Origin of the sequence: Serratia marcescens, from assembly GCF_001902635.1 — a bacterium.
GTDB lineage: Bacteria > Pseudomonadota > Gammaproteobacteria > Enterobacterales > Enterobacteriaceae > Serratia > Serratia marcescens_F.
Genome location: NZ_MJAO01000014.1, coordinates 1 through 19,518 on the forward strand (window position 1 = coordinate 1; position 19,518 = coordinate 19,518).

The window sequence follows — 19,518 nt, forward strand, 5'->3', positions numbered from 1 at the left end:
AATTGAAGCCGCCCGCAAGGTGACCGACAAGCCGTCGCTGCTGATGTGCAAGACCGTTATCGGCTTCGGTTCGCCGAACAAGGCCGGCACCCACGACGTGCACGGTGCCGCGCTGGGCGCTGCCGAAGTAGCCGCCACCCGCGAAGCGCTGGGCTGGAAATACGCCGCCTTTGAAATCCCGCAGGACATCTACGCCCAGTGGGACGCCAAAGAAGCCGGCCAGGCCAAAGAAGCGGCCTGGAACGACAAGTTCGCCGCCTACGCCAAGGCCTTCCCGGAGCAGGCTGCCGAGTTCAAGCGCCGCATGAACGGCGAGCTGCCGGCCGACTGGAAAGCCGACGCCAAAGCGTTCGTGGAAAAACTGCAGGCCAACCCGGCCAACATCGCCAGCCGCAAGGCATCGCAGAACGCGCTGGAAGCGTTCGGCAAGGTGCTGCCGGAGTTCCTGGGCGGCTCCGCCGACCTGGCGCCGAGCAACCTGACGATGTGGTCCGGCTCGAAAGCGCTGAACGTTGACCCGGCGGGCAACTACATTCATTACGGCGTGCGCGAGTTCGGCATGACCGCCATCACCAACGGCATCGCGCTGCACGGCGGCTTCCTGCCGTACTCGGCGACCTTCCTGATGTTCGTGGAATACGCCCGCAACGCGGTACGCATGGCGGCGCTGATGAAGCTGCGCAACGTGTTCGTCTACACCCACGACTCCATCGGTCTGGGCGAAGACGGCCCGACCCACCAGCCGGTGGAGCAGCTGGCGAGCCTGCGCGTGACCCCGAACATGAGCACCTGGCGCCCGTGCGACCAGGTGGAATCGGCGGTGGCATGGCAGTACGGCATCGAGCGCAACGACGGCCCGACCACGCTGGTGTTCTCGCGCCAGAACCTGACGCAGCAGCCGCGCACCGCAGAGCAGCTGGCGAACGTGTACCGCGGCGGCTACGTGCTGAAAGACTGCGCGGGCACGCCGGAGGTCATCCTGATTGCCACCGGCTCCGAAGTGGGCATCACGGTGGACGCGGCGGACAAACTGACCACGGCGGGCCGCAAGGTGCGCGTGGTGTCGATGCCGTCGACCGATGCGTTCGACAAGCAAGATGCGGCGTACCGCGAGTCGGTGCTGCCGGCGGCGGTGACGGCGCGCGTGGCGGTGGAAGCGGGTATCGCGGACTACTGGTACAAGTACGTGGGCCTGAACGGCGCCATCGTGGGCATGACCACCTTCGGTGAGTCGGCGCCGGCGGAGCAGCTGTTCGCCGAGTTCGGCTTCACCGTGGACAACGTGGTGGCCAAGGCGCAGGCGCTGCTGAAGTAAGCAGCCTGGCGCAAGCCGATAAAAAAGCCGGTCATCATGACCGGCTTTTTTTACTCCATCACCCGATGAACCTGTAAATACTGCAACAGCATGATGGTCTTGCCGTCTTTAATACGGCCATCGGCGATCATCGCCACCGCTTCGCTGAACGGCAGCTCGATCACTTCGATATCTTCATCTTCGATGCCTCCTCCGGCCGCATGACGCTCATCGTCGTGGTATTCGGCGATAAAGAAGTACACGATCTCGGTCACGCCGCCCGGCGACATATAAGCTTCGAAGATCTTCTTGACCTCTCCCACCTGAAAACCGGTCTCCTCCACCGCCTCACGGCGCGCGCACTGCTCCGGTGAATCGGCGTCCAACAAGCCGGCGCAGGCCTCCAGCAGCATGCCGCTCTCGTTGCCGTTGACATACGTCGGCATGCGGAACTGGTTGGTCAGCACCACCGTGCCCTTGGCGCGGTTGTACAGCAAAATAGTGGCGCCGTTGCCGCGATCGTAAACCTCGCGCATCTGTTGCACCGAGCCGCCGTTCTTGCGTTTCAGATCGAACGTGTACTTATGCAGCACATACCAGTTGTCCGACAGCAGTTCTTTTTTCACATTCTCAATTTTCGACGACATGACCCTTTTCCCTTGAGTTGCAACGTGAAGATCATACCGCGATTACGCCGCGCCGCAGCAGACGATTTGCAACAAAAATCGCACCGGTACCCTCCCGGCTAACACGGGCTTAAAAAGTGAAAAAGAAGTCGCGGACAGGCGCATGACATCGCATAAAACCCAGTGAGAATCGCCGCCGGAAAGACAAATCGTCAGGGCAAACCGACGCGCACCGCAACAATCGGCGGGCATTTCGCTATTTATTTGATTACACAACGACAATTGTTCCCATTTTGTTGACAACTTGATACAAATCGCGGTGCATTTTAGTTGCAAAAGTTATAGTTTTGCTTTCGAATGAAACTGGCGAAGCGCATCGCCTGAGAGAAAAGGATCCGTGATTGCTTGTTAAACGTTCCGTGACCGGCAGCCTGGCCAGAGCGCTGTTCGGCATCGTGATATTGTCGGTGCTCGCCACCGGGTTGGCGTTGACCACCGTCGCCGGCAGCCAGAACGACGCCGAAGCGATCAATATCGCCGGTTCGCTGCGCATGCAAAGCTATCGCTTGGCGTTCGATCTCGACCAGCAGAGCGCAGAGCTGGAGCTGCATCTGCAACAGTACCGGCAATCGTTGCAGGCGCCGGTGCTGCAAAAACTGGCGCGCTTTTACGTGCCGTCCGAGGTGCGAAACCACTATCTGGCGCTGCAACAGACGTGGCAAACGATGGAGCAGCAGATCCGCAGCGGGCAAGCGGCCGCCTACCGGGCTGAGGTCGCCGGCTATGTCAATCGCGTCGATCATTTCGTTTCCGCCCTGCAGCGCTATTCCGAGCTGAAACTCACTCTGGTGGCCGCCATCAGCGTACTGGGTTACGCCGCCATCATCGGTCTGGTACTGTTCTGCATCCGCTTTATGCGCCGCCAGGTGGTCGCGCCGCTGCAGCATCTGGTCGACGCCAGCCAGCGTGTGCAGCAACGCAACTTCAGCCATCCGCAGCTGGACGTGGCGCTGCCGAACGAGCTCGGCGTGCTGTCACAAACCTTCAGCGCCATGTCGGACGAACTGGCCCGGCTCTATCAATCGCTGGAGCTGAAAGTGCAGGAAAAAACCCGGCGCCTGCAGCAGGCCAACGAAACGCTGGAGGTGCTGTATCGCTGCTCGCAGGCGCTGAGCGTGCGCCAGATCGACCCGCAGGCGTTCGAAAATATTCTGCGCATCGTGCGCCAAAGCGAACGGCTGCGCTGCATCCAGCTAAGCGTGGCGGATAACCGGTGGCAACTGAGTGAGGGGGAAGCGGCGCCGACGCAACCCTGGAGCGCGCTGCCAATTACCCAGGGCGACAAACCGCTGGGCGAGTTGCGCTGGCAGCCCGAGGCGCACCCGCCGCATCCGCACCTGATGCAGAGCCTGGCCAACATGCTGGGCCGCGGGGTTTACTTCAACCGGGCGCAAAAACAGCACCAATATTTGCTGTTGATGGAAGAGCGCGCGACCATCGCCCGCGAGCTGCACGATTCGTTGGCGCAGGCACTGTCGTTCCTGCGCATCCAGCTTACGCTGCTCAGGCGCGCCGCCGACGATCCGGCGGCACAAACGATTATCGACGACTTCGATCGCACGCTGGCCGACGCCTATCGCCAGCTGAGAGAATTGCTGGCCACCTTCCGCCTCAATATTCAGGAGGCGGATCTGAACGCCGCGCTGGAGCAGCTGTTGCAGCCATTAAAGGCTCTAACCGCCGCGCGGATTCAGTTACACTGTCGGCTTTCCTCACAGGCGCTCAACGCCCAGCAGCAGGTGCACGCGCTGCAGATCGTGCGCGAGGCGGTGCTCAATGCCGTCAAGCACGCCGGCGCGAACGAGATCGCGGTCTGTTGCGAGGTCAACGCCGCAGGCGACAACGTTTTCAGCATTACCGACGACGGCTGCGGCATCGCCAGTCTGGAAGAACCGGAAGGGCACTATGGCTTGACCATCATGAGCGAACGCGCGGCGCGATTGGGAGGAACGCTGTGCATCCAGCGCAGAAGCGCCGGCGGCACGGCGGTCTGCCTGACATTCCCGCCCTGACCTCTCTGCTGTTCACCCTGCGTTACGGTTGTCCCCGGGCGGAAGACCGCCGGGGGAGGTTTGCGGTGCAGATTGCCGCTATTTTTGAAGAGACAGTCCCACTGTGAAGCACGCCCCAGGGCGCGTTTGAGTGGCTTTACTTGCTACAGGGAGCATATTTCATGGTGATGAAGCAATACCGAGTCATGATCGTTGACGATCATCCGTTGATGCGGCGCGGCATCAAGCAACTGCTGGGACTGGATGCGCGATTTAGCGTGGTGGCAGAGGCCGGCAACGGCAGCGAAGCGGTTGCGCTGGCGCTGCAACACGCCCCTGACGTGATTTTGCTGGATCTGAACATGAAGGGCATGTCCGGGCTGGATACGCTGCGAGCCCTGCGCGACGAAAGCGTGGATGCGCGCATCATCGTGCTGACGGTTTCCGACGCGCGCAGCGATCTGTATGCGCTGATCGACGCCGGCGCCGACGGCTACCTGCTGAAAGACAGCGAGCCGGAGCAGCTGCTGGAACACATCAGCGCCGCCGCCGAAGGGCAGAACGTGATCAGCGACGCCATGGCCGACTATCTGCTGGCACGCAGCGAACAGCGCGATCCCTTCGCCGCCTTGACCGAGCGCGAGCTGGACGTCTTGCAAGAGGTGGCGCGTGGCCTGTCCAACAAACAGGTGGCGGCGCAGCTGCATATCTCTGAGGAAACCGTGAAGGTGCACATCCGCAACATACTGCGCAAGCTGGACGTGCGTTCTCGCGTGGCGGCGACGGTGATGTACCTGGAGCACAAAAGTCAATAATCGCCCCGCCCCGGCCGATGCGCCGGGGCAGCTTACTCGATGGCGCTGAGCAGCGCCTGATGATGCTGGTGCACCCAGCTCTTGTTGAACGGCCCCCAGCTTTCCAACTGATAGAAACCGTCGTTGTTGCGCACGCCTTGCTGCACGAACTGCAGCTCGACGCCCATGCCGGGCAGCGCCTTCAGCACATCCTGTAACGTGCGGCGCGGCCAACCGGTCAACGCCATCAACCGCGGCACATTGGGCCGTTCACTGTGACTGATTAGCCAACACAAATAAAGCCGACGGGCAAATACCGGGTTAATTCCCATGCCAAGCTCCTGCTGTAAGGTGAGTCCAGTTTACTGTCCGGTTCCCCGCGGCGAAGAGACGCGCAAGGCCTTTGATAGTAATAAAAATGTCTTAATAGCGTGCATTTACCGACGCCAGTGCGCCAACGCCGTTTTCCGCTACCGTTATTTACACTATCTCCTTTTTTTCTCCACGCTTTCCTCGGCTATCCCGAGTAAAGTGCAATAGCGCCGGGATCCTTCCCTGCCGCTGAAATGCATAATTCTGATGCGTTTTAAAGATAGAACAAGTCATAACGAGGTTCGCGCTGCATGGCCAATTTTTTTATTGATCGCCCGATTTTCGCCTGGGTACTGGCAATTATTCTTTGCCTGACCGGAGCGTTGGCGATTTTTTCACTGCCGGTAGAACAATACCCGAATTTGGCACCGCCGAACGTGCGCATTAGCGCAACTTATCCAGGCGCTTCGGCGCAAACGCTGGAAAATACCGTTACTCAAATCATCGAACAGAATATGACCGGCCTCGACAACATGATGTATATGTCGTCGCAGAGCACCAACACCGGTCAGGCGACCGTGACGCTGACGTTCGAAGCCGGCACCGATCCCAACGAAGCGATGCAGCAGGTGCAAAACCAGCTGCAGGCGGCGATCAAACGCCTGCCGCAGGCGGTGCAAAATCAGGGGGTTACAGTCTCGAAATCCGGCGATACCACGCTGATGATGGTGGCGTTCGTCTCCACCGACAACAGCATGGATAAACAGGACATCGCCGATTACATCGTCTCCAACCTGCAGGATCCGCTCAGCCGCATCAACGGCGTCGGCAGCATGGATGTGTATGGCTCGCAATACGCCATGCGCATCTGGCTCGATCCCAACAAGCTCAACAGTTACCAACTCACTACCCAGGACGTGGTCAAGGCCATTCAGTCGCAGAACGCCCAGGTGGCGGTCGGCCAACTGGGCGGCACGCCATCGGTGGATAAACAGGCGCTGAACGCCACCATCAACGCCCAGTCGCAGCTCCAAACGCCGGAGCAGTTCCGCCAGATCACCCTGCGGGTCAATCAGGACGGGTCGCTGGTGACGCTGGGCAACGTCGCCACCGTCGAACTGGGCGGCGAGAACTACAACTACCTCAGCCGCTACAACGGCATGCAGGCCGCAGGCATGAACATTAAGCTGGCTTCCGGCGCCAACGAACTGCAGACCGACCAACTGGTGAAGGACAAAATCGCCGAACTGTCGCAATACTTCCCGCACGGGCTGGAGGCCAAAGTGGCCTATGAAACTACCCCGTTCGTTAAAGCGTCGATCAAGGACGTGGTGAAAACGCTGCTGGAAGCCATTCTGCTGGTGTTCCTGGTGATGTACCTGTTCTTGCAAAACTTCCGCGCCACGCTGATCCCCACCATCGCCGTGCCGGTGGTGCTGATGGGCACCTTCGCCATCCTTTCCGCCTGCGGCTTCAGCATCAACACCCTCACCATGTTCGCCATGGTGCTGGCGATCGGCCTGCTGGTGGACGACGCCATCGTGGTGGTGGAAAACGTCGAACGCGTGATGAGCGAGGAAGGGTTACCGCCACGTGAAGCCACGCGCAAATCCATGGGGCAGATCCAGAGCGCGCTGGTCGGTATTGCCATGGTGTTGTCGGCGGTGTTCGTGCCGATGGCATTCTTCGGCGGTACCACCGGTGCCATCTATCGCCAGTTCTCCATCACTATCGTCTCCGCCATGGTGCTGTCGGTGCTGGTGGCGATGATCCTGACCCCGGCCCTGTGCGCCACGCTGCTCAAACCGATCGCCAAGGGGCATCACCACGGCAAGCGCGGTTTCTTCGGCTGGTTCAACCGTATGTTCAGCCGCAACGCCGCTCGCTATGAGCGCGGCGTGGGGCGCATCCTGCACGCCAGCGGCCGCTATATGGTGATTTATCTGCTGTTGCTCGGCGGCATGGCGCTGCTGTTCATCAAGCTGCCGACCTCCTTCCTGCCGCAGGAAGACCGCGGCATCTTCACCGTACAGGTACAGCTGCCGGCGGGATCGACCCTGCAGCAAACCTCTACAGTGGTGGAAAAGGTCGAGCAGTACTTCCTGACCGAGGAAAAACAGGATGTGGTATCGGTGTTCGCCATCATCGGCTCCGGCCCGGGCGGCAATGGCCAAAACGTGGCGCGCCTGTTCGTCCGCCTGAAAGACTGGGATCTGCGCACCGCCGGCGCCAACAGCTCGTTCGACATCATCGATCGCGCGACCCAGGCGTTCAGCAAGATTAACGAAGCCCGGGTGATCGCCAGCAGCCCGCCGGCGATCACCGGCCTCGGCAACTCGTCCGGCTTCGATATGGAGTTGGAAGATCACGCCGGGCTCGGCCACGCCAAGCTGATGGCGGCGCGCGATCAGTTGCTGCAGCTGGCGGCGCAAAATCCACTGCTGTCGCGCGTGCGCCACAACGGTCTGGACGACAGCCCGCAGCTGCAAATCGATATCGATCAACGCAAGGCGCAAGCGCTGGGCGTGTCGATCGACGACATCAACAATACCCTCTCCACCGCCTGGGGCTCGACCTACGTCAACGACTTCGTCGACCGCGGCCGGGTGAAAAAAGTCTACGTGCAGGCCGCCGCGCCGTTCCGCATGTTGCCGGATGACATCAACAAATGGTACGTGCGCAACAGCGCGGGCGGCATGGTGCCGTTCTCGGCCTTCGCCAGCTCGCACTGGGAGTACGGCTCGCCGCGGCTGGAACGCTATAACGGCAGCTCGGCGCTGGAGATCGTCGGCGAAGCGGCCAACGGCGTCAGCAGCGGCACCGCCATGGCGGAAATGGAAAAACTGGTCAGCCAACTGCCGACCGGCTTTGGCCTGGAATGGACGGCGATGTCCTATCAGGAGCGGCTGTCCGGCTCACAGGCGCCGGCGCTGTACGCCATTTCACTGCTGGTGGTGTTCCTGTGCCTGGCCGCGCTGTATGAGAGCTGGTCGATTCCGTTCTCAGTCATGCTGGTGGTGCCGCTCGGGGTGATCGGCGCCGTCGCCGCCACCTGGCTGCGCGGCCTGGAGAACGACGTCTATTTCCAGGTTGGCCTGTTGACCATCATCGGGTTGTCGGCGAAAAACGCCATTCTGATCGTCGAGTTCGCCAATGAGTTGAACCATAAAGGGCAGGATCTGATGTCGGCGACGCTCGACGCGTCACGCATGCGTCTGCGGCCGATCTTGATGACCTCGCTGGCGTTCATCTTCGGCGTGCTGCCGATGGCCACCAGCAGCGGTGCCGGTTCCGGCAGCCAGCATGCGGTCGGCACCGGGGTGATGGGCGGCATGATCTCCGCCACCCTGCTGGCTATTTTCTTCGTGCCGCTGTTCTTCGTGTTGGTGCGGCGCCGCTTCCCGGGAAAACCGCATCCGTCAGCCAACGCGGCCCCCGCCGACAAGTGATCGGCGGCGCATAAAAAAAGCAGCATCGGGCTAACCGATGCTGCTTTATTTCGAACGATGATGCCGTTCCCAAGGTGTTTCAATGACTTTCCAATGACTCAACCTTGCCATCAGCTCCAATGCTGTGTCAGTTGCCCAACATCTCATCAATGAAGTCTTTCCAGTTTCCTAATTCACGATCAACCATAATACTTTACAACCTCAATTATTTGACGAAGCGGATTCTACGCCTGTTTTTTGACCATGTGAAGGGAAACGGGAACGATGCCGGGCCCGGAAACCGGGGTTAGCGCACATTTTCGTATTTATCTGATCAATGTTCAGTGCAGCTATTCCCTTGTGATATCAATTTCTCCACGGTAGCGTGTAAAAGGTATAAAAATACGCTGAGAGCACTCACACCATGCCTTCTCAACTCTCTCACAATTGAAAGCGCGGTCGCTGTCAGCGCGCCATTCGGCACTATGCCGCCGATCGCGATCGCATGGGCTAGAGGAAAAGTATGGAAATTATCACCGATCTGAGCCGCCGCACCATCGACTGGCAGCGGCTGTGCGAATTGCTGGAGGCTGCCGGGCTGGGCAAACGCGAGCCGCAAACCTTGCAACGCGTTTACCAACACAGCCAGTTTTGCTATTGGGGATTTATCGGCGATGAGCTGGTAGCGACCGCGCACGCCATTAGCGATCTGACCTCGGTCGCCTACCTGGCCGACGTGGCGATCGATCCGCGCTTCCAGGGGCAAGGATTGGGGCGCCGGTTGATGGATCGGGTAATGCAAGACCTGGCACCGCTCGGCAAGATTTTCATCTACTCAGTCCCGGAAAAACTGGCTTTCTATAAAAAGTACGGCTTTCACGATTTAACCACCGGCATGGTGTATGCGGACGGTGCCTCACTGCAGCGTCTGCAACAGGGAGGCTACGTGCGTTAATCGCGCATCATAAGGTTTTGCTCATAAAGACGCGGCTAGTGCCCGGCGGTAAGCAAGGCACTTCCCCCATACGCTGCCAGCCATGCCGCTGATAGAAGGCCGGTGCCTGGAAACTGATGGTGTACAGCACCGCAGAGAGGCAACCGCGCCTGCGCCCTTCTTCTTCGAAGCGGCGCAACAGTTCGCTGCCCAGCCCGGCGCCGCGCATTGCTTCCGGCAGATAAAACAGATCGAGAAACAGCAATCCCAATGAGGAACGCCCGGTAATGCCCCCCAGAACCTCACCGCTGTCGGGATCTTTCACCACCACCGCCAGTGGCTGACGATCACCGTAGCCGATATATTCATCGTTGAAACGATCCAATCCATCGGCGATACAGGACGTTATTTCCGATGTTACCCGATCGGAAATTTCGATATGACATTCTTTCACGTTATCTCTCCGTAATAGGTCACCCACATTTGCGCTCTGAACGTAGCTCAAAACATCGCATTTTCTTTGTTTGGATTTATCTTTACGTCAATCTTGACTCAAATTACCGCATTACTTCAGAGCCTGCCTTGCAGCAGATTAAAATAAAGCCACCCCCCTAGAAAGAAAACAAGAAATATCTTAGTTATTAATTCATTAAGATAAACCTCACCCGCTAAAAATAGGTAAAAACTATACAATGTCACCTTACGATAGGTTTATGCTATGTAAATGTCTTTTAATAACCAGACAATCAATAGAGGTTTTCTATTCGATTAAGCAGACTTTGTTTAAGAAGCCGGATAAAAGAACAGACTTACTCTTTATAAATCATGCTAGTATATGATTTCCTCTTTCCTTGCAGCCCCCGGGTAGCGTTCTTTGCCTGTGGAGCAAGACAAGTTCGACATGAAATTATTTAGATTGTTTCTTTTTTATGCTTTAAGATATCAATTCTCACCGGGAAATAGAAAATAAAGGATTATAATAAAATGGAAATTGGTATTTTCAGCGAGTGTACCTATACCGCTATAGGCATCAGACAGCTCATCAATCAAACACGCGTGCCGTCCGGCTTTAGCCGCAAAAGGATCTGCTTTATCGATGTCACCATCGCCAATTTTGAAGCGCGCTACCGCGATGAATACGCCAACCCCAACACCTACAAAATAGTCATTATCACCGACTGCCTGCATGAAATGGTTATTGTCGACAGAAAGACAATTATATTATCAAATCTTATATCATTAAGCCGCTTCAGCCACCTGATCGGCGACCTATATAAGCGTTACAGCCATTATACCGAGCCGCCGCAACTCTCCCAGCGCGAGTCGCTTTTCCTCTCGGAGTGGTCGACGGGAAAATCGCTGACCGACATCAGCAATGCCATGAATATCCAAAGCAAAACCGCCAATCATTACAAATCGCGAATAATGAAAAAACTCGGCGCCAGCAGGATAAAACCGTTATTGCATATTACCCGCGTGCGCTGTTTGACCGACCGTTTAAACATAAGAGTAAATAAAGAGTAGTTCCCCCGTCCTCAGATCTGCAGCCGCGGCTGCACGCTTTCGCCGGCCCCGTTTCGACAGCGCCGCCGGCGAAGGCATCCCGTCATCAATTCGGCCAACGTCTGTCGCCTGGCAGCCAATCGCATCTCGGGCGCATCGTTGTCTGGATCTCGCCGCCGTTTTACTGGCATTATCTCTGCTATCGCCGGGCGGCGAGAGGGCCGAAGACAGCGCCCGCCGCTCAGTATCGACTCGACGAGACAGGTAGCTTTACGCCATGGCAAACAAACCACAACAAACAACGCTGACGATGTACGGCATCAAAAACTGCGACACCATCAAAAAAGCCCGCCGCTGGCTGGAAGATCAGGGCGTGGCCTACCATTTTCACGACTACCGCGCCGACGGATTGGATGAACAGCAGCTGCGCGGCTTCGTCGCTCAGTTGGGTTGGGAGCCGTTGCTCAATACTCGCGGCACCACCTGGCGCAAACTCGATGAAGCGCAGCGCAACGCCTGCGACAACGCCGACGCCGCGATCGCACTGATGCTGGCGCAGCCGGCGATCATCAAACGCCCGTTGCTGGACGACAGCAACGGGCATGCCCTGCTCGGTTTCAACGCCGACGCTTACCAGCAATTTATCACCGAGGTCGCCGCATGACTTGCCCGGTTATCGAACTGGCCCAACAGCTGATCAAACGCCCTTCCCTCAGCCCAAGTGACGAAGGTTGCCAGCAACTGATGATCGAGCGTCTGCAGGCGATCGGTTTCACCATCGAGACGATGGACATCGAAGACACCCAGAACTTCTGGGCCTGGCGCGGCGAAGGGCAAACGCTGGCGTTTGCCGGGCATACCGACGTGGTGCCGACCGGTGATGAAAAGCGCTGGGATAACCCGCCGTTTGAACCCACCATCCGCGACGGCATGTTGTATGGCCGCGGCGCGGCGGACATGAAAGGTTCGCTGGCCGCAATGGTGGTGGCGGCGGAGCGCTTTGTCGCCGCTAACCCGAATCATCAGGGCCGTCTGGCTTTTCTGATCACCTCGGATGAAGAGGCCAGCGCCACCCACGGCACGGTTAAAGTGGTCGAAGCGCTGATGGCGCGCAACGAACGGCTGGATTACTGCCTGGTCGGCGAACCGTCCAGCACCGAGCGTGTCGGTGACGTGGTGAAAAACGGCCGTCGCGGCTCGATCACCGCTAACCTGCACATCCACGGCGTGCAGGGGCACGTCGCCTATCCGCACCTGGCGGACAACCCGGTGCACCGCGCCATGCCGGCGCTGAATGAACTGGTGGCGATCGAATGGGATCGCGGCAACGAGTTCTTCCCGCCAACCAGCATGCAGATCGCCAACGTGCAGGCCGGCACCGGCAGCAACAACGTGATCCCGGGCGATCTCTATGTACAGTTCAACTTCCGCTTCAGCACCGAGTTGACCGATGCGATGATCAAACAGCGCGTGGAAGAGCTGTTGGAACGCCACCAGCTGAATTACAGCATCGAATGGCGTCTGTCCGGTCAACCGTTCCTCACCTCGCGCGGTGCGCTGGTGGAGGCGGTGGTCAACGCCGTCGAACACTATTCTGAATTGACGCCGCAGTTGCTGACCACCGGCGGCACCTCCGACGGCCGCTTCATCGCGCAGATGGGCGCGCAGGTGGTGGAACTGGGGCCGGTCAACGCCACCATCCACAAGGTCAACGAATGTGTCAACGCCGCGGATCTGCAGCTGCTGAGCCGCATGTATCAACGCATCATGGAGCAATTGGTCGCATGATCAACGCAGAGATGCTCACCGGCCGCTCGACCGAACATCTGGCGCCGCTGAGCGGCAGTCATCGGCTGCAACCGGAAGCGGTCAACGCCTTTCTGGCTATGCAGCAGGCGGCGCACAGTGCGGGTTTCGATCTCCAGCCCGCCAGCACCTTCCGCGATTTCGACCGGCAGCTGGCGATCTGGAATGGCAAATTCTGCGGTCAGCGGCCAGTATTAGATAAGGACAGCCAGCCGATCGACGTCGCGCCGCTGTCCGCCGCCGAGCGCTGCGAAGCGATCCTTCGCTGGTCGGCACTGCCGGGCGCCAGCCGCCACCACTGGGGCAGCGATCTGGACGTGTACGATCCGTCGTTGCTGCCGGAAGGGCAAAAGCTGCAGCTGGAGCCGTGGGAATATGAGGAAGGCGGTTATTTTGCGCCGCTCAACCAGTGGCTGACGGCGCATATGGCCGAATTCGGCTTCTACCGCCCCTTTACCGAAGATTGCGGCGGCGTGGCGGTGGAGCCGTGGCATCTGAGCTACCGCCCGCTGGCGCAAGAGGCCGAACATTTGCTGACCCCGGCACTGCTGCTGGCGGCTTGGCAAGACAAGGAGGTCGCCGGTGCCGAATGGCTCGAACGCCATCTGCCATCGATTTTTTCGCGTTTTATACGCAGTGAAGGAAAGGAGTAGCTATGCAATGGTTAGCTGATTACTGGTGGATTATCCTGCTGGTTCTGGTGGGAATGGTCGTCAGCGGCATCAAGGAACTGCGCCGCGTCGACGTTAAAAGCTATCTGGCCAACAAACCGGAGATACCGCCGCACCGCGACAATAACGCCCAGTGGGACGACGAAGACGACTGGCCGAAGAAGAAATGACCTCAGGGCGCTCACCGGCGCCCTGCGTTTTTAACGGAAGGCGATCAACTCGCCGCGTTTGCCGGACAATGCCTCGTCCCAGTAGCGCTGCGGCACATAGTAATGCAGCCTTTCCAGCGCGGCGTTCATCATGTCCTGATTGATCGCATGCCCCACGTTTTCCTCCACGTCCAGCGTGAAATCGGTGCCGTTGCCGCGCAACGCCTCCGCCGCCGCGTGAGCGTGTTGCACCGCGATCACCGCGTCCTCTTCACCGTGGATCAAATGCACCACGCTATCGCCAAAAGCCTGCTCAGGCAGTTGGGCGAAACGCCCGCTGAATGCCACCACGCGCCCGGCCAACCGGGTTTCCGCTTTCAACGCTTCCAGCGCCATGATCGCGCCCTGCGAGAACCCCACCAGTGCGGTGCCGGCATAGCCCACGCCACTCAGCTGTTGCCAATGGCGCACCGTGGCCACAAACTGCGGCATCACTTCCTTGATGCGCGCCGCGCGGTTCTCCTCGGTCACGTCCTGCACCGAAAACCACTGACGCCCGGCCCCGTTGCCGAAAGCTTCGGGGCCACCGATGCTCACTACCTGCGCCTGCGGAAAATCTTTGGCGAAATAGCTGCCGATCTCCCCCATCGCCACCGGGTTGTCGCCGACACCGTGAAACAGCAAGATCAGCTGCGCCGCCGGGGTCGCCGGGCTTTGGACAACGAAATGCTCATGTTTCATCGATGACTCCTTAATAGTAACCAAACCTGGCGCAGCGACAGTTGACGCCACACCGCTGACAGTGACTATACGCCGTTGAGAAATCGGGAAAATCGGGTTTTATTGAGCGAGTTATTCAATTTATTGCAATGATTGTGACCAGTCGTGCCAGTAGCGGCAGTGCTGCGCATTCAGCTGTTCCAGCGCCTGTGCCGTTTCGTGTCGCCAGTGGCGCAGCAAGGCTTTCTGGCCGCTGACGCCCACCAGCGCCGCACAGTCCGCCGGGGATTGCTGCTGTTGCAGATGGCCGCGCAGTGCGGGCAGCGGCAGATCGCTGGCCAACAGCAAACGCTGCAATGCCCCCAGGCTGGCCTCCAACGGCCGATGGGCGAAGGCGAACCCGGCCAGTTCGCGCCAGTCCTCTTCGCCGAGCGGCGTGTCGCCGTCGTCGCCGGGGAGCGTCAGCGCAAGTTCGATGCGCTGACGCAGCCAGGGCCAATCGCGCGCCAAATGTTTGTGTGCCGCATGCCTCAGCGCCTCTCCCTGCTCGCTTAGCGGCAGGATCGCCATCGCGGTGTAGCAGCCGCTGCTGGCCTCCGGCTTACTGCCGATGCGCACCAGTTCAAAACCGCAGGATTGCCAAAAGCGCCACAGCGGCTCGGTATAGCCGAAGCTGACCGACAGGAAGTCCAATCCGTGCGCCTGGCGGCGCTGCTGCTCGACCAGCTGATGCGCGATGCCTCGCCGCCGCAACGCCGGCAGCGTCGCGATGCGGGTAATGCGTCGTGAATGCAGCGTCGGCGCCCACCATTGGCCGCCATGCGCCGCCAACGACTGCGCCACCAGATTGCCGCGTGGCCGACGGCGGCCGGCCCACACGTCGTGCGCCAGTTCAGCGCTCAAACCGCCTTCGTCCACCAGCCACAGCGCTCCCACCACCTCCTGTTCAGCCTGCGCCAGCCCGAAATGCATGCCGGGCGCATCCATCAGCCTGCGCAGATCCAGCGGCGACGTGCGGTAATGCGCGCTGCTCAGTAAGGCGTAGAAGCGTGCCAGCCGCTGCGGATCGGCGCACAGCTCACGCTGCCCGGCCAAGCTGTAGTCAATCGTCTGACCGTCCGCCGGCCAAGCGGGCAGCTCGTTGAATAACAACGCATTATCCGTCACCCGTTCCAGCGCATCGCCCTGCGCCCAGCGCATCGGCTGTTGCAGGCTCAGCGCCCGGTATGACGGCAGCCCGGCGCAAAACTTCAGCAGGAAACCGCGGCCGGTGCCTTCATACCCCTGCACCGTGGTGGTCAATAAGACGCGAGGGAAATAGCCGACCAGCTGTTGCAACAGCGGCGTGGGGATCGCCGCCGCCTCGTCCACCAGCAGCCAGCCCACGTCGCTGACGTTTCCTTCCCGACACTGCGCCAGCAAGGCGTCGGGGGCCCAAAACTGCGCGCGCCCCTGCGCCCACTCACCGGCCACTGCCGTGGCGGCGCGGCTCGGCCCGGTGATCCAACAGGTCAGCGGCGACTGCGCCACCAGCATACCGGCCAGCGTTGACTTACCGCGGCCACGGGCGGCGGTCAGCACCCACACGCCGGATTCAGCCTGCAGCAACGCCGTCAAGATTGCCTGTTGTTCAGCGGTCGGCCGGCCATCGGGTGGCCGCCAGCCCTCGCGCGCCGGCAGCGCGGCCAGCGTCAGAGGTTCATCCTGTCGCCAAAGCGTCACTTCGCTGTCGTCGGCCAGATGATGCTGCAGATGCTGGATAAAATGCGGGGTGGTGATCGGCTGCGGGCAATCGCTCCAGCGCAAACTGTCGCCGTCCGGTTGCTGGGCCCATTGCCGCCAAGGCGGCGTCAACAGCAGCAGCCAGCTGCCGGCGCGCAACGCGCCACATAGCGCCGCCAACGCTTCCACATCCAGCGACTGGCCGGCGTCAAACACTGCGTGCAACCGTTCCTGCCCCAGCAATTGGCGCACAGCGCCGCTCGCCAGGGCCGTCTGACCGGGCGGCGGGTTTTCTCCCACCCACGGCCAGTCGCCCGGCAGCGTCGCCGCCAGCCGCTGCGCCTGCTCCCGGCACCAGTCGGGTTCACCGCTGAGCACCAGCAGGCGCCGGATGCCCTGCCGCCGCATGAGTTGTTGCGATGCCTGTAACATAAGGCTGTATCTCGGTCTGAAAAAAATGCCGGAGTCAGGCTCCGGCACTTGGGACGTTAACGGGATGCGAAGGTGTTGCAGGTATTGGGATCGCCGCTGTCAAAGCCCTGTTTAAACCAGGTATAGCGCTGCTGCGAAGTGCCGTGGGTGAAGCTGTCCGGCACGACGCGGCCCTGGCTCTGCTGCTGCAACCGATCGTCGCCAATCGCCTGTGCGGCGTTCAGCGCCGCCTGCAGGTCTCCCTCTTCCAACATCTGCTGCTTCTCGGCGTATTTGCCCCATACGCCGGCGAAACAGTCCGCCTGCAGCTCCATCTTCACCGACAAACGGTTCACTTCCGCCTGGCTGGCGCCCTGCTGCATCTGACGCACCTTGGGTTCGATACCCAACAGGTTCTGCACATGGTGACCGACTTCATGCGCCACCACATAGGCCTGAGCGAAATCACCGCCAGCACCCAGCTTGGTTTTCATGTCCTGGTAGAAAGACAGATCGATATACACCGTTCTGTCGCCCGGGCAGTAGAACGGCCCCATCGCCGCCTGACCGGTGCCGCAGCTGGTGCGCGTGACGCCGCGATACATCACCAGCTTCGGCGGTTGATAGGTTTTGCCCATACGCTGGAAAATCTCTTTCCAGTTATCCTCGGTCGATGCCAGCACCACCGAGGTAAACTTGGCCAGTTCATCGTCTTTCGGACTGATATTGGCGCTCTGCTGCTGGCCCTGAGGCGCAATGTTGCCGCCGTTCAGCAGCGGCGACAAATCGATGCCGTAATAGCCGGCGACCAGCACCACCACCAGAATGACGATGCCGCCCTTGCCACCCACCGGCACGCGGAAACCGCCGCCGCCGCCCAAACCTGAAGACTGCCCGCGACGATCCTCAACATTGTCACTTTCCCGACGCCCTTGCCAACGCATAAATACACTCCAGATTTTTCCCCTGCTCATTGAAATTGCGCCGCGATCGCAAAGGCAGCGTCAAGCATGAGTGGGATAGGTTTTAGTCATCTCGCATCCATCATTATAAATGGTCTGCCGCGGAGGAAATGTAGAAATTTTCTGGAAAAACGCAGAATAGCGGGACGATCCGGCCGGATCGCCCCGAATGGCGGTGCAAACGCTTAGTCGAGCTTCACGCCGATGCGGCGCGCCACTTCTTCGTAGGCTTCGATCAGGCCGCCCAGGCTTTGACGGAAGCGGTCTTTATCCATCTTGTCCAGGGTATTTTTGTCCCACAGACGGCTGCCGTCCGGCGAGAATTCATCGCCCAACACCACTTCGCCCTTGAACAGGCCGAACTCCAGCTTAAAGTCGACCAGAATCAGGCCGGCGTCGTCGAACAGTTTGGTCAATACGTCGTTGGCGCGGTAGCTCAGCTCACGCATGCGTGCCAGATGTTCCTTGCTCACCCAGCCGAAGGTTTCACAGTAGGATTCGTTGACCATCGGATCGTGCATGGCGTCGTTCTTCAGGAACAGATCAAACAACGGCGGGTTCAGCATCAGGCCTTCTTCAATGCCCAGACGTTTCACCAGCGAACCGGCGGCACGGTTGCGGATCACGCACTCCACCGGCACCATGTCCAGCTTCTTCACCAGCACTTCGTTGTCGGACAGCAGGCGCTCCATCTGGGTCGGGATGCCGGCTTCTTCCAGTTTGCTCATGATGAAATGGTTGAACTTGTTGTTCACCATGCCTTTGCGATCGAACTGCTCAATGCGCTGACCATCCAGTGCTGACGTATCGTTGCGGAACTCCAACACCAACAGATCGGGATTCTCGGTGGTGTAAACGGTTTTTGCCTTTCCGCGATACAGCTCAGCTAGCTTTTGCATCTTACTTACTCCAGTGATGTATCCCCGTTGTCTCCCGAGCGCGGCCCGAAATTAGGGGGTATAGAATTGACCTAATGAATTCTTTGGCGTGCCGGGCACTATTGTGCCAAACCTGCGACGCAAACGATACCGTATAGACAAAACAAAAAGGGGCCGAAGCCCCTTTTTGGTTATTTAACGCTGGTTTTACTGAAAGCAGACTGGAATGCCGCCACCAGAGCGTCGTTTTTCGACTGGGTCAGCGGTTTGCCTTTCGGATCGATAAATTGCAGGCTGGTGCGGTTGTTGAGATCGCCGACCTGCAGCTTGTAATCGCCTTCCGTCAGTTCAGGATCCTTGGCACCCAATGCGTCCCAGTCGCTGCTGCTCAGGGATTTGTAGGTCACGGCGACGGTGCCCTGCGGACGGCTGCGGTCACCCACTTTCATCCCCAGTTTTTCGAGCGCCGCCGGCAGGCGATCCCACACCACGGTGTACGGACCGCGCACCACCAGCATCGGCAGGCCGGTATCATCGGCGCCGCTCTGCACGTCCAACGCACCAAAGCGGCTGGACGTCTGGCTGCTCGCCAGGTTGTCCTGCTTGTCCAGGCCTTCGATCAGGGTGTTGATCATCATGCCGTTGTAGCGCTGAATCTCAGACTGATCGGTCACCTGCTCGGTTTTGCCCTGCTGCTGCAGGCCAACGCTTTTCACCACCAGCGCCTGTTGATAACCCTGCTGCTGCACGCTGATCTGATAACGGCCTTCGTACTGGTTGTCTTCGTCCAGGCGGTTCCACTTCACCCAGTCGGTGGTCAGGGTCTGACCGGCGTCCTGACGTGAAGCGATCGCGATGTTCTTCGCCTGCAGCAGGCTGACAACGCGCGACCACAGGTTCTGGTTCTGCGGGCTGTTTTCCAGCAGCAGCGTGCCGCTGTCGCCGGCGTATTGCGCGCGTGAACCGCTCAGCAGCGCCAACGGCTGCACCGGCGGACGAATGTCCAGTTGCTTGCCAACGTTGCCTTTCAGCGTGGTGGCGGGAACGTCATAGTTGCCGTTCTGCACCGGCAGGATCATGCCGGCCGGCGCGTTCAGCGCCTTGAGCGGTGCCGCGTCGAGGTAAGCCTCGTCGCCGCTGACCTGGCGCTTGTAGCGCTGATCGCTGCTACAGGCCGCCAGCATCATCACCAATGAGATGCCCACTACTTTTGCTACCGTCGACTTTTGCAATGAATAAGCCATCAAATTTCCCTTA

General features: G+C 59.5%; 19 protein-coding genes. 10 read left to right on the top strand and 9 right to left on the bottom strand.

Features of this window, described 5'->3' with window-relative positions; translation table 11 throughout:
- On the top strand, positions 1–1,315 hold a 1,315-nt coding region (locus tag BHU62_RS14835; RefSeq protein ID WP_073532685.1), incomplete at its 5' end, for a transketolase family protein.
- Between the two features lie 50 nt (positions 1,316–1,365).
- Here BHU62_RS14835 and nudK read toward each other — a convergent pair.
- Positions 1,366–1,941 carry a GDP-mannose pyrophosphatase NudK gene (gene nudK, locus BHU62_RS14840; RefSeq protein ID WP_073532686.1) on the bottom strand — a complete coding sequence of 192 codons (576 nt, stop codon included), beginning with the start codon at positions 1,939–1,941 and terminating at the stop codon, positions 1,366–1,368.
- A 380-nt stretch (positions 1,942–2,321) separates the two neighbouring features.
- Between nudK and narQ the strand changes: the two genes are divergently transcribed.
- Positions 2,322–3,992, top strand: coding sequence for a nitrate/nitrite two-component system sensor histidine kinase NarQ (narQ, locus tag BHU62_RS14845; protein ID WP_073532687.1), 1,671 nt, complete (start codon positions 2,322–2,324; stop codon positions 3,990–3,992).
- Positions 3,993–4,153: 161 nt separating this feature from the next.
- Positions 4,154–4,786 carry a response regulator gene (locus BHU62_RS14850; RefSeq protein WP_073532688.1) on the top strand — a complete coding sequence of 211 codons (633 nt, stop codon included), beginning with the start codon at positions 4,154–4,156 and terminating at the stop codon, positions 4,784–4,786.
- A gap of 32 nt (positions 4,787–4,818) precedes the next feature.
- Here the strand turns inward: BHU62_RS14850 and BHU62_RS14855 are convergent, their stop codons facing one another.
- A complete protein-coding gene (locus tag BHU62_RS14855) occupies positions 4,819–5,097 on the bottom strand; it encodes a winged helix-turn-helix domain-containing protein (protein WP_004941750.1) in 279 nt (92 codons plus the stop codon).
- Between the two features lie 291 nt (positions 5,098–5,388).
- Here BHU62_RS14855 and acrD point away from each other — a divergent pair, with 291 nt between their 5' ends.
- Complete coding sequence (acrD, locus tag BHU62_RS14860) at positions 5,389–8,526, top strand: multidrug efflux RND transporter permease AcrD (RefSeq protein ID WP_073532689.1); 3,138 nt, start codon at positions 5,389–5,391, stop codon at positions 8,524–8,526.
- Positions 8,527–8,653: 127 nt separating this feature from the next.
- Here acrD and ypfM read toward each other — a convergent pair whose 3' ends face one another.
- Positions 8,654–8,713: a protein YpfM gene (ypfM, locus tag BHU62_RS25525; protein WP_100396732.1), complete on the bottom strand. Its 60-nt coding sequence runs from the start codon at positions 8,711–8,713 to the stop codon at positions 8,654–8,656.
- Between the two features lie 315 nt (positions 8,714–9,028).
- On the opposite strand from ypfM, the gene BHU62_RS14865 reads away from it, so the two are divergent.
- The gene (locus tag BHU62_RS14865; RefSeq protein WP_073532690.1) at positions 9,029–9,460 is read left to right on the top strand and encodes a GNAT family N-acetyltransferase; all 432 of its coding nucleotides are present in this window, start codon (positions 9,029–9,031) and stop codon (positions 9,458–9,460) included.
- 7 nt (positions 9,461–9,467) lie between these two features.
- Here BHU62_RS14865 and BHU62_RS14870 read toward each other — a convergent pair whose 3' ends face one another.
- Entirely contained in the window at positions 9,468–9,893 is a 426-nt protein-coding gene (locus tag BHU62_RS14870) for a GNAT family N-acetyltransferase (RefSeq protein ID WP_073532691.1), read from the bottom strand.
- A 530-nt stretch (positions 9,894–10,423) separates the two neighbouring features.
- Between BHU62_RS14870 and BHU62_RS14875 the strand changes: the two genes are divergently transcribed.
- The 5 genes from BHU62_RS14875 to BHU62_RS14895 all read left to right on the top strand — a co-directional run bounded on the left by BHU62_RS14875 (position 10,424) and on the right by BHU62_RS14895 (position 13,589).
- The gene (locus BHU62_RS14875; protein ID WP_073532692.1) at positions 10,424–10,963 is read left to right on the top strand and encodes a helix-turn-helix transcriptional regulator; all 540 of its coding nucleotides are present in this window, start codon (positions 10,424–10,426) and stop codon (positions 10,961–10,963) included.
- 256 nt (positions 10,964–11,219) lie between these two features.
- Positions 11,220–11,606, top strand: coding sequence for an ArsC family reductase (locus BHU62_RS14880; protein WP_073532693.1), 387 nt, complete (start codon positions 11,220–11,222; stop codon positions 11,604–11,606).
- Positions 11,603–12,730, top strand: coding sequence for a succinyl-diaminopimelate desuccinylase (dapE, locus tag BHU62_RS14885; protein WP_073532694.1), 1,128 nt, complete (start codon positions 11,603–11,605; stop codon positions 12,728–12,730). Before BHU62_RS14880 ends, dapE begins: the two co-directional genes overlap by 4 nt.
- Positions 12,727–13,401 (top strand): M15 family metallopeptidase, encoded by a 675-nt coding sequence (locus tag BHU62_RS14890; protein WP_073532695.1) that lies wholly within the window; start codon positions 12,727–12,729, stop codon positions 13,399–13,401. Before dapE ends, BHU62_RS14890 begins: the two co-directional genes overlap by 4 nt.
- A gap of 2 nt (positions 13,402–13,403) precedes the next feature.
- Positions 13,404–13,589, top strand: a complete 186-nt coding sequence (locus tag BHU62_RS14895; protein WP_004941720.1) for a YpfN family protein — start codon at positions 13,404–13,406, stop codon at positions 13,587–13,589.
- A gap of 30 nt (positions 13,590–13,619) precedes the next feature.
- On the opposite strand, the gene ypfH is transcribed toward BHU62_RS14895, so the two are convergent.
- From ypfH to bamC, 5 genes are all read right to left on the bottom strand, one after another.
- Positions 13,620–14,309 carry an esterase gene (ypfH, locus tag BHU62_RS14900; protein ID WP_073532696.1) on the bottom strand — a complete coding sequence of 230 codons (690 nt, stop codon included), beginning with the start codon at positions 14,307–14,309 and terminating at the stop codon, positions 13,620–13,622.
- A 120-nt stretch (positions 14,310–14,429) separates the two neighbouring features.
- Entirely contained in the window at positions 14,430–16,442 is a 2,013-nt protein-coding gene (locus BHU62_RS14905; protein WP_073532697.1) for a tRNA(Met) cytidine acetyltransferase TmcA, read from the bottom strand.
- A gap of 56 nt (positions 16,443–16,498) precedes the next feature.
- A complete protein-coding gene (locus BHU62_RS14910) occupies positions 16,499–17,365 on the bottom strand; it encodes a neutral zinc metallopeptidase (protein ID WP_073532698.1) in 867 nt (288 codons plus the stop codon).
- A 203-nt stretch (positions 17,366–17,568) separates the two neighbouring features.
- Positions 17,569–18,282, bottom strand: coding sequence for a phosphoribosylaminoimidazolesuccinocarboxamide synthase (gene purC, locus BHU62_RS14915; RefSeq protein WP_073532699.1), 714 nt, complete (start codon positions 18,280–18,282; stop codon positions 17,569–17,571).
- 170 nt (positions 18,283–18,452) lie between these two features.
- Positions 18,453–19,505, bottom strand: a complete 1,053-nt coding sequence (bamC, locus tag BHU62_RS14920; RefSeq protein WP_073532700.1) for an outer membrane protein assembly factor BamC — start codon at positions 19,503–19,505, stop codon at positions 18,453–18,455.
- Positions 19,506–19,518 lie beyond the last annotated feature (13 nt).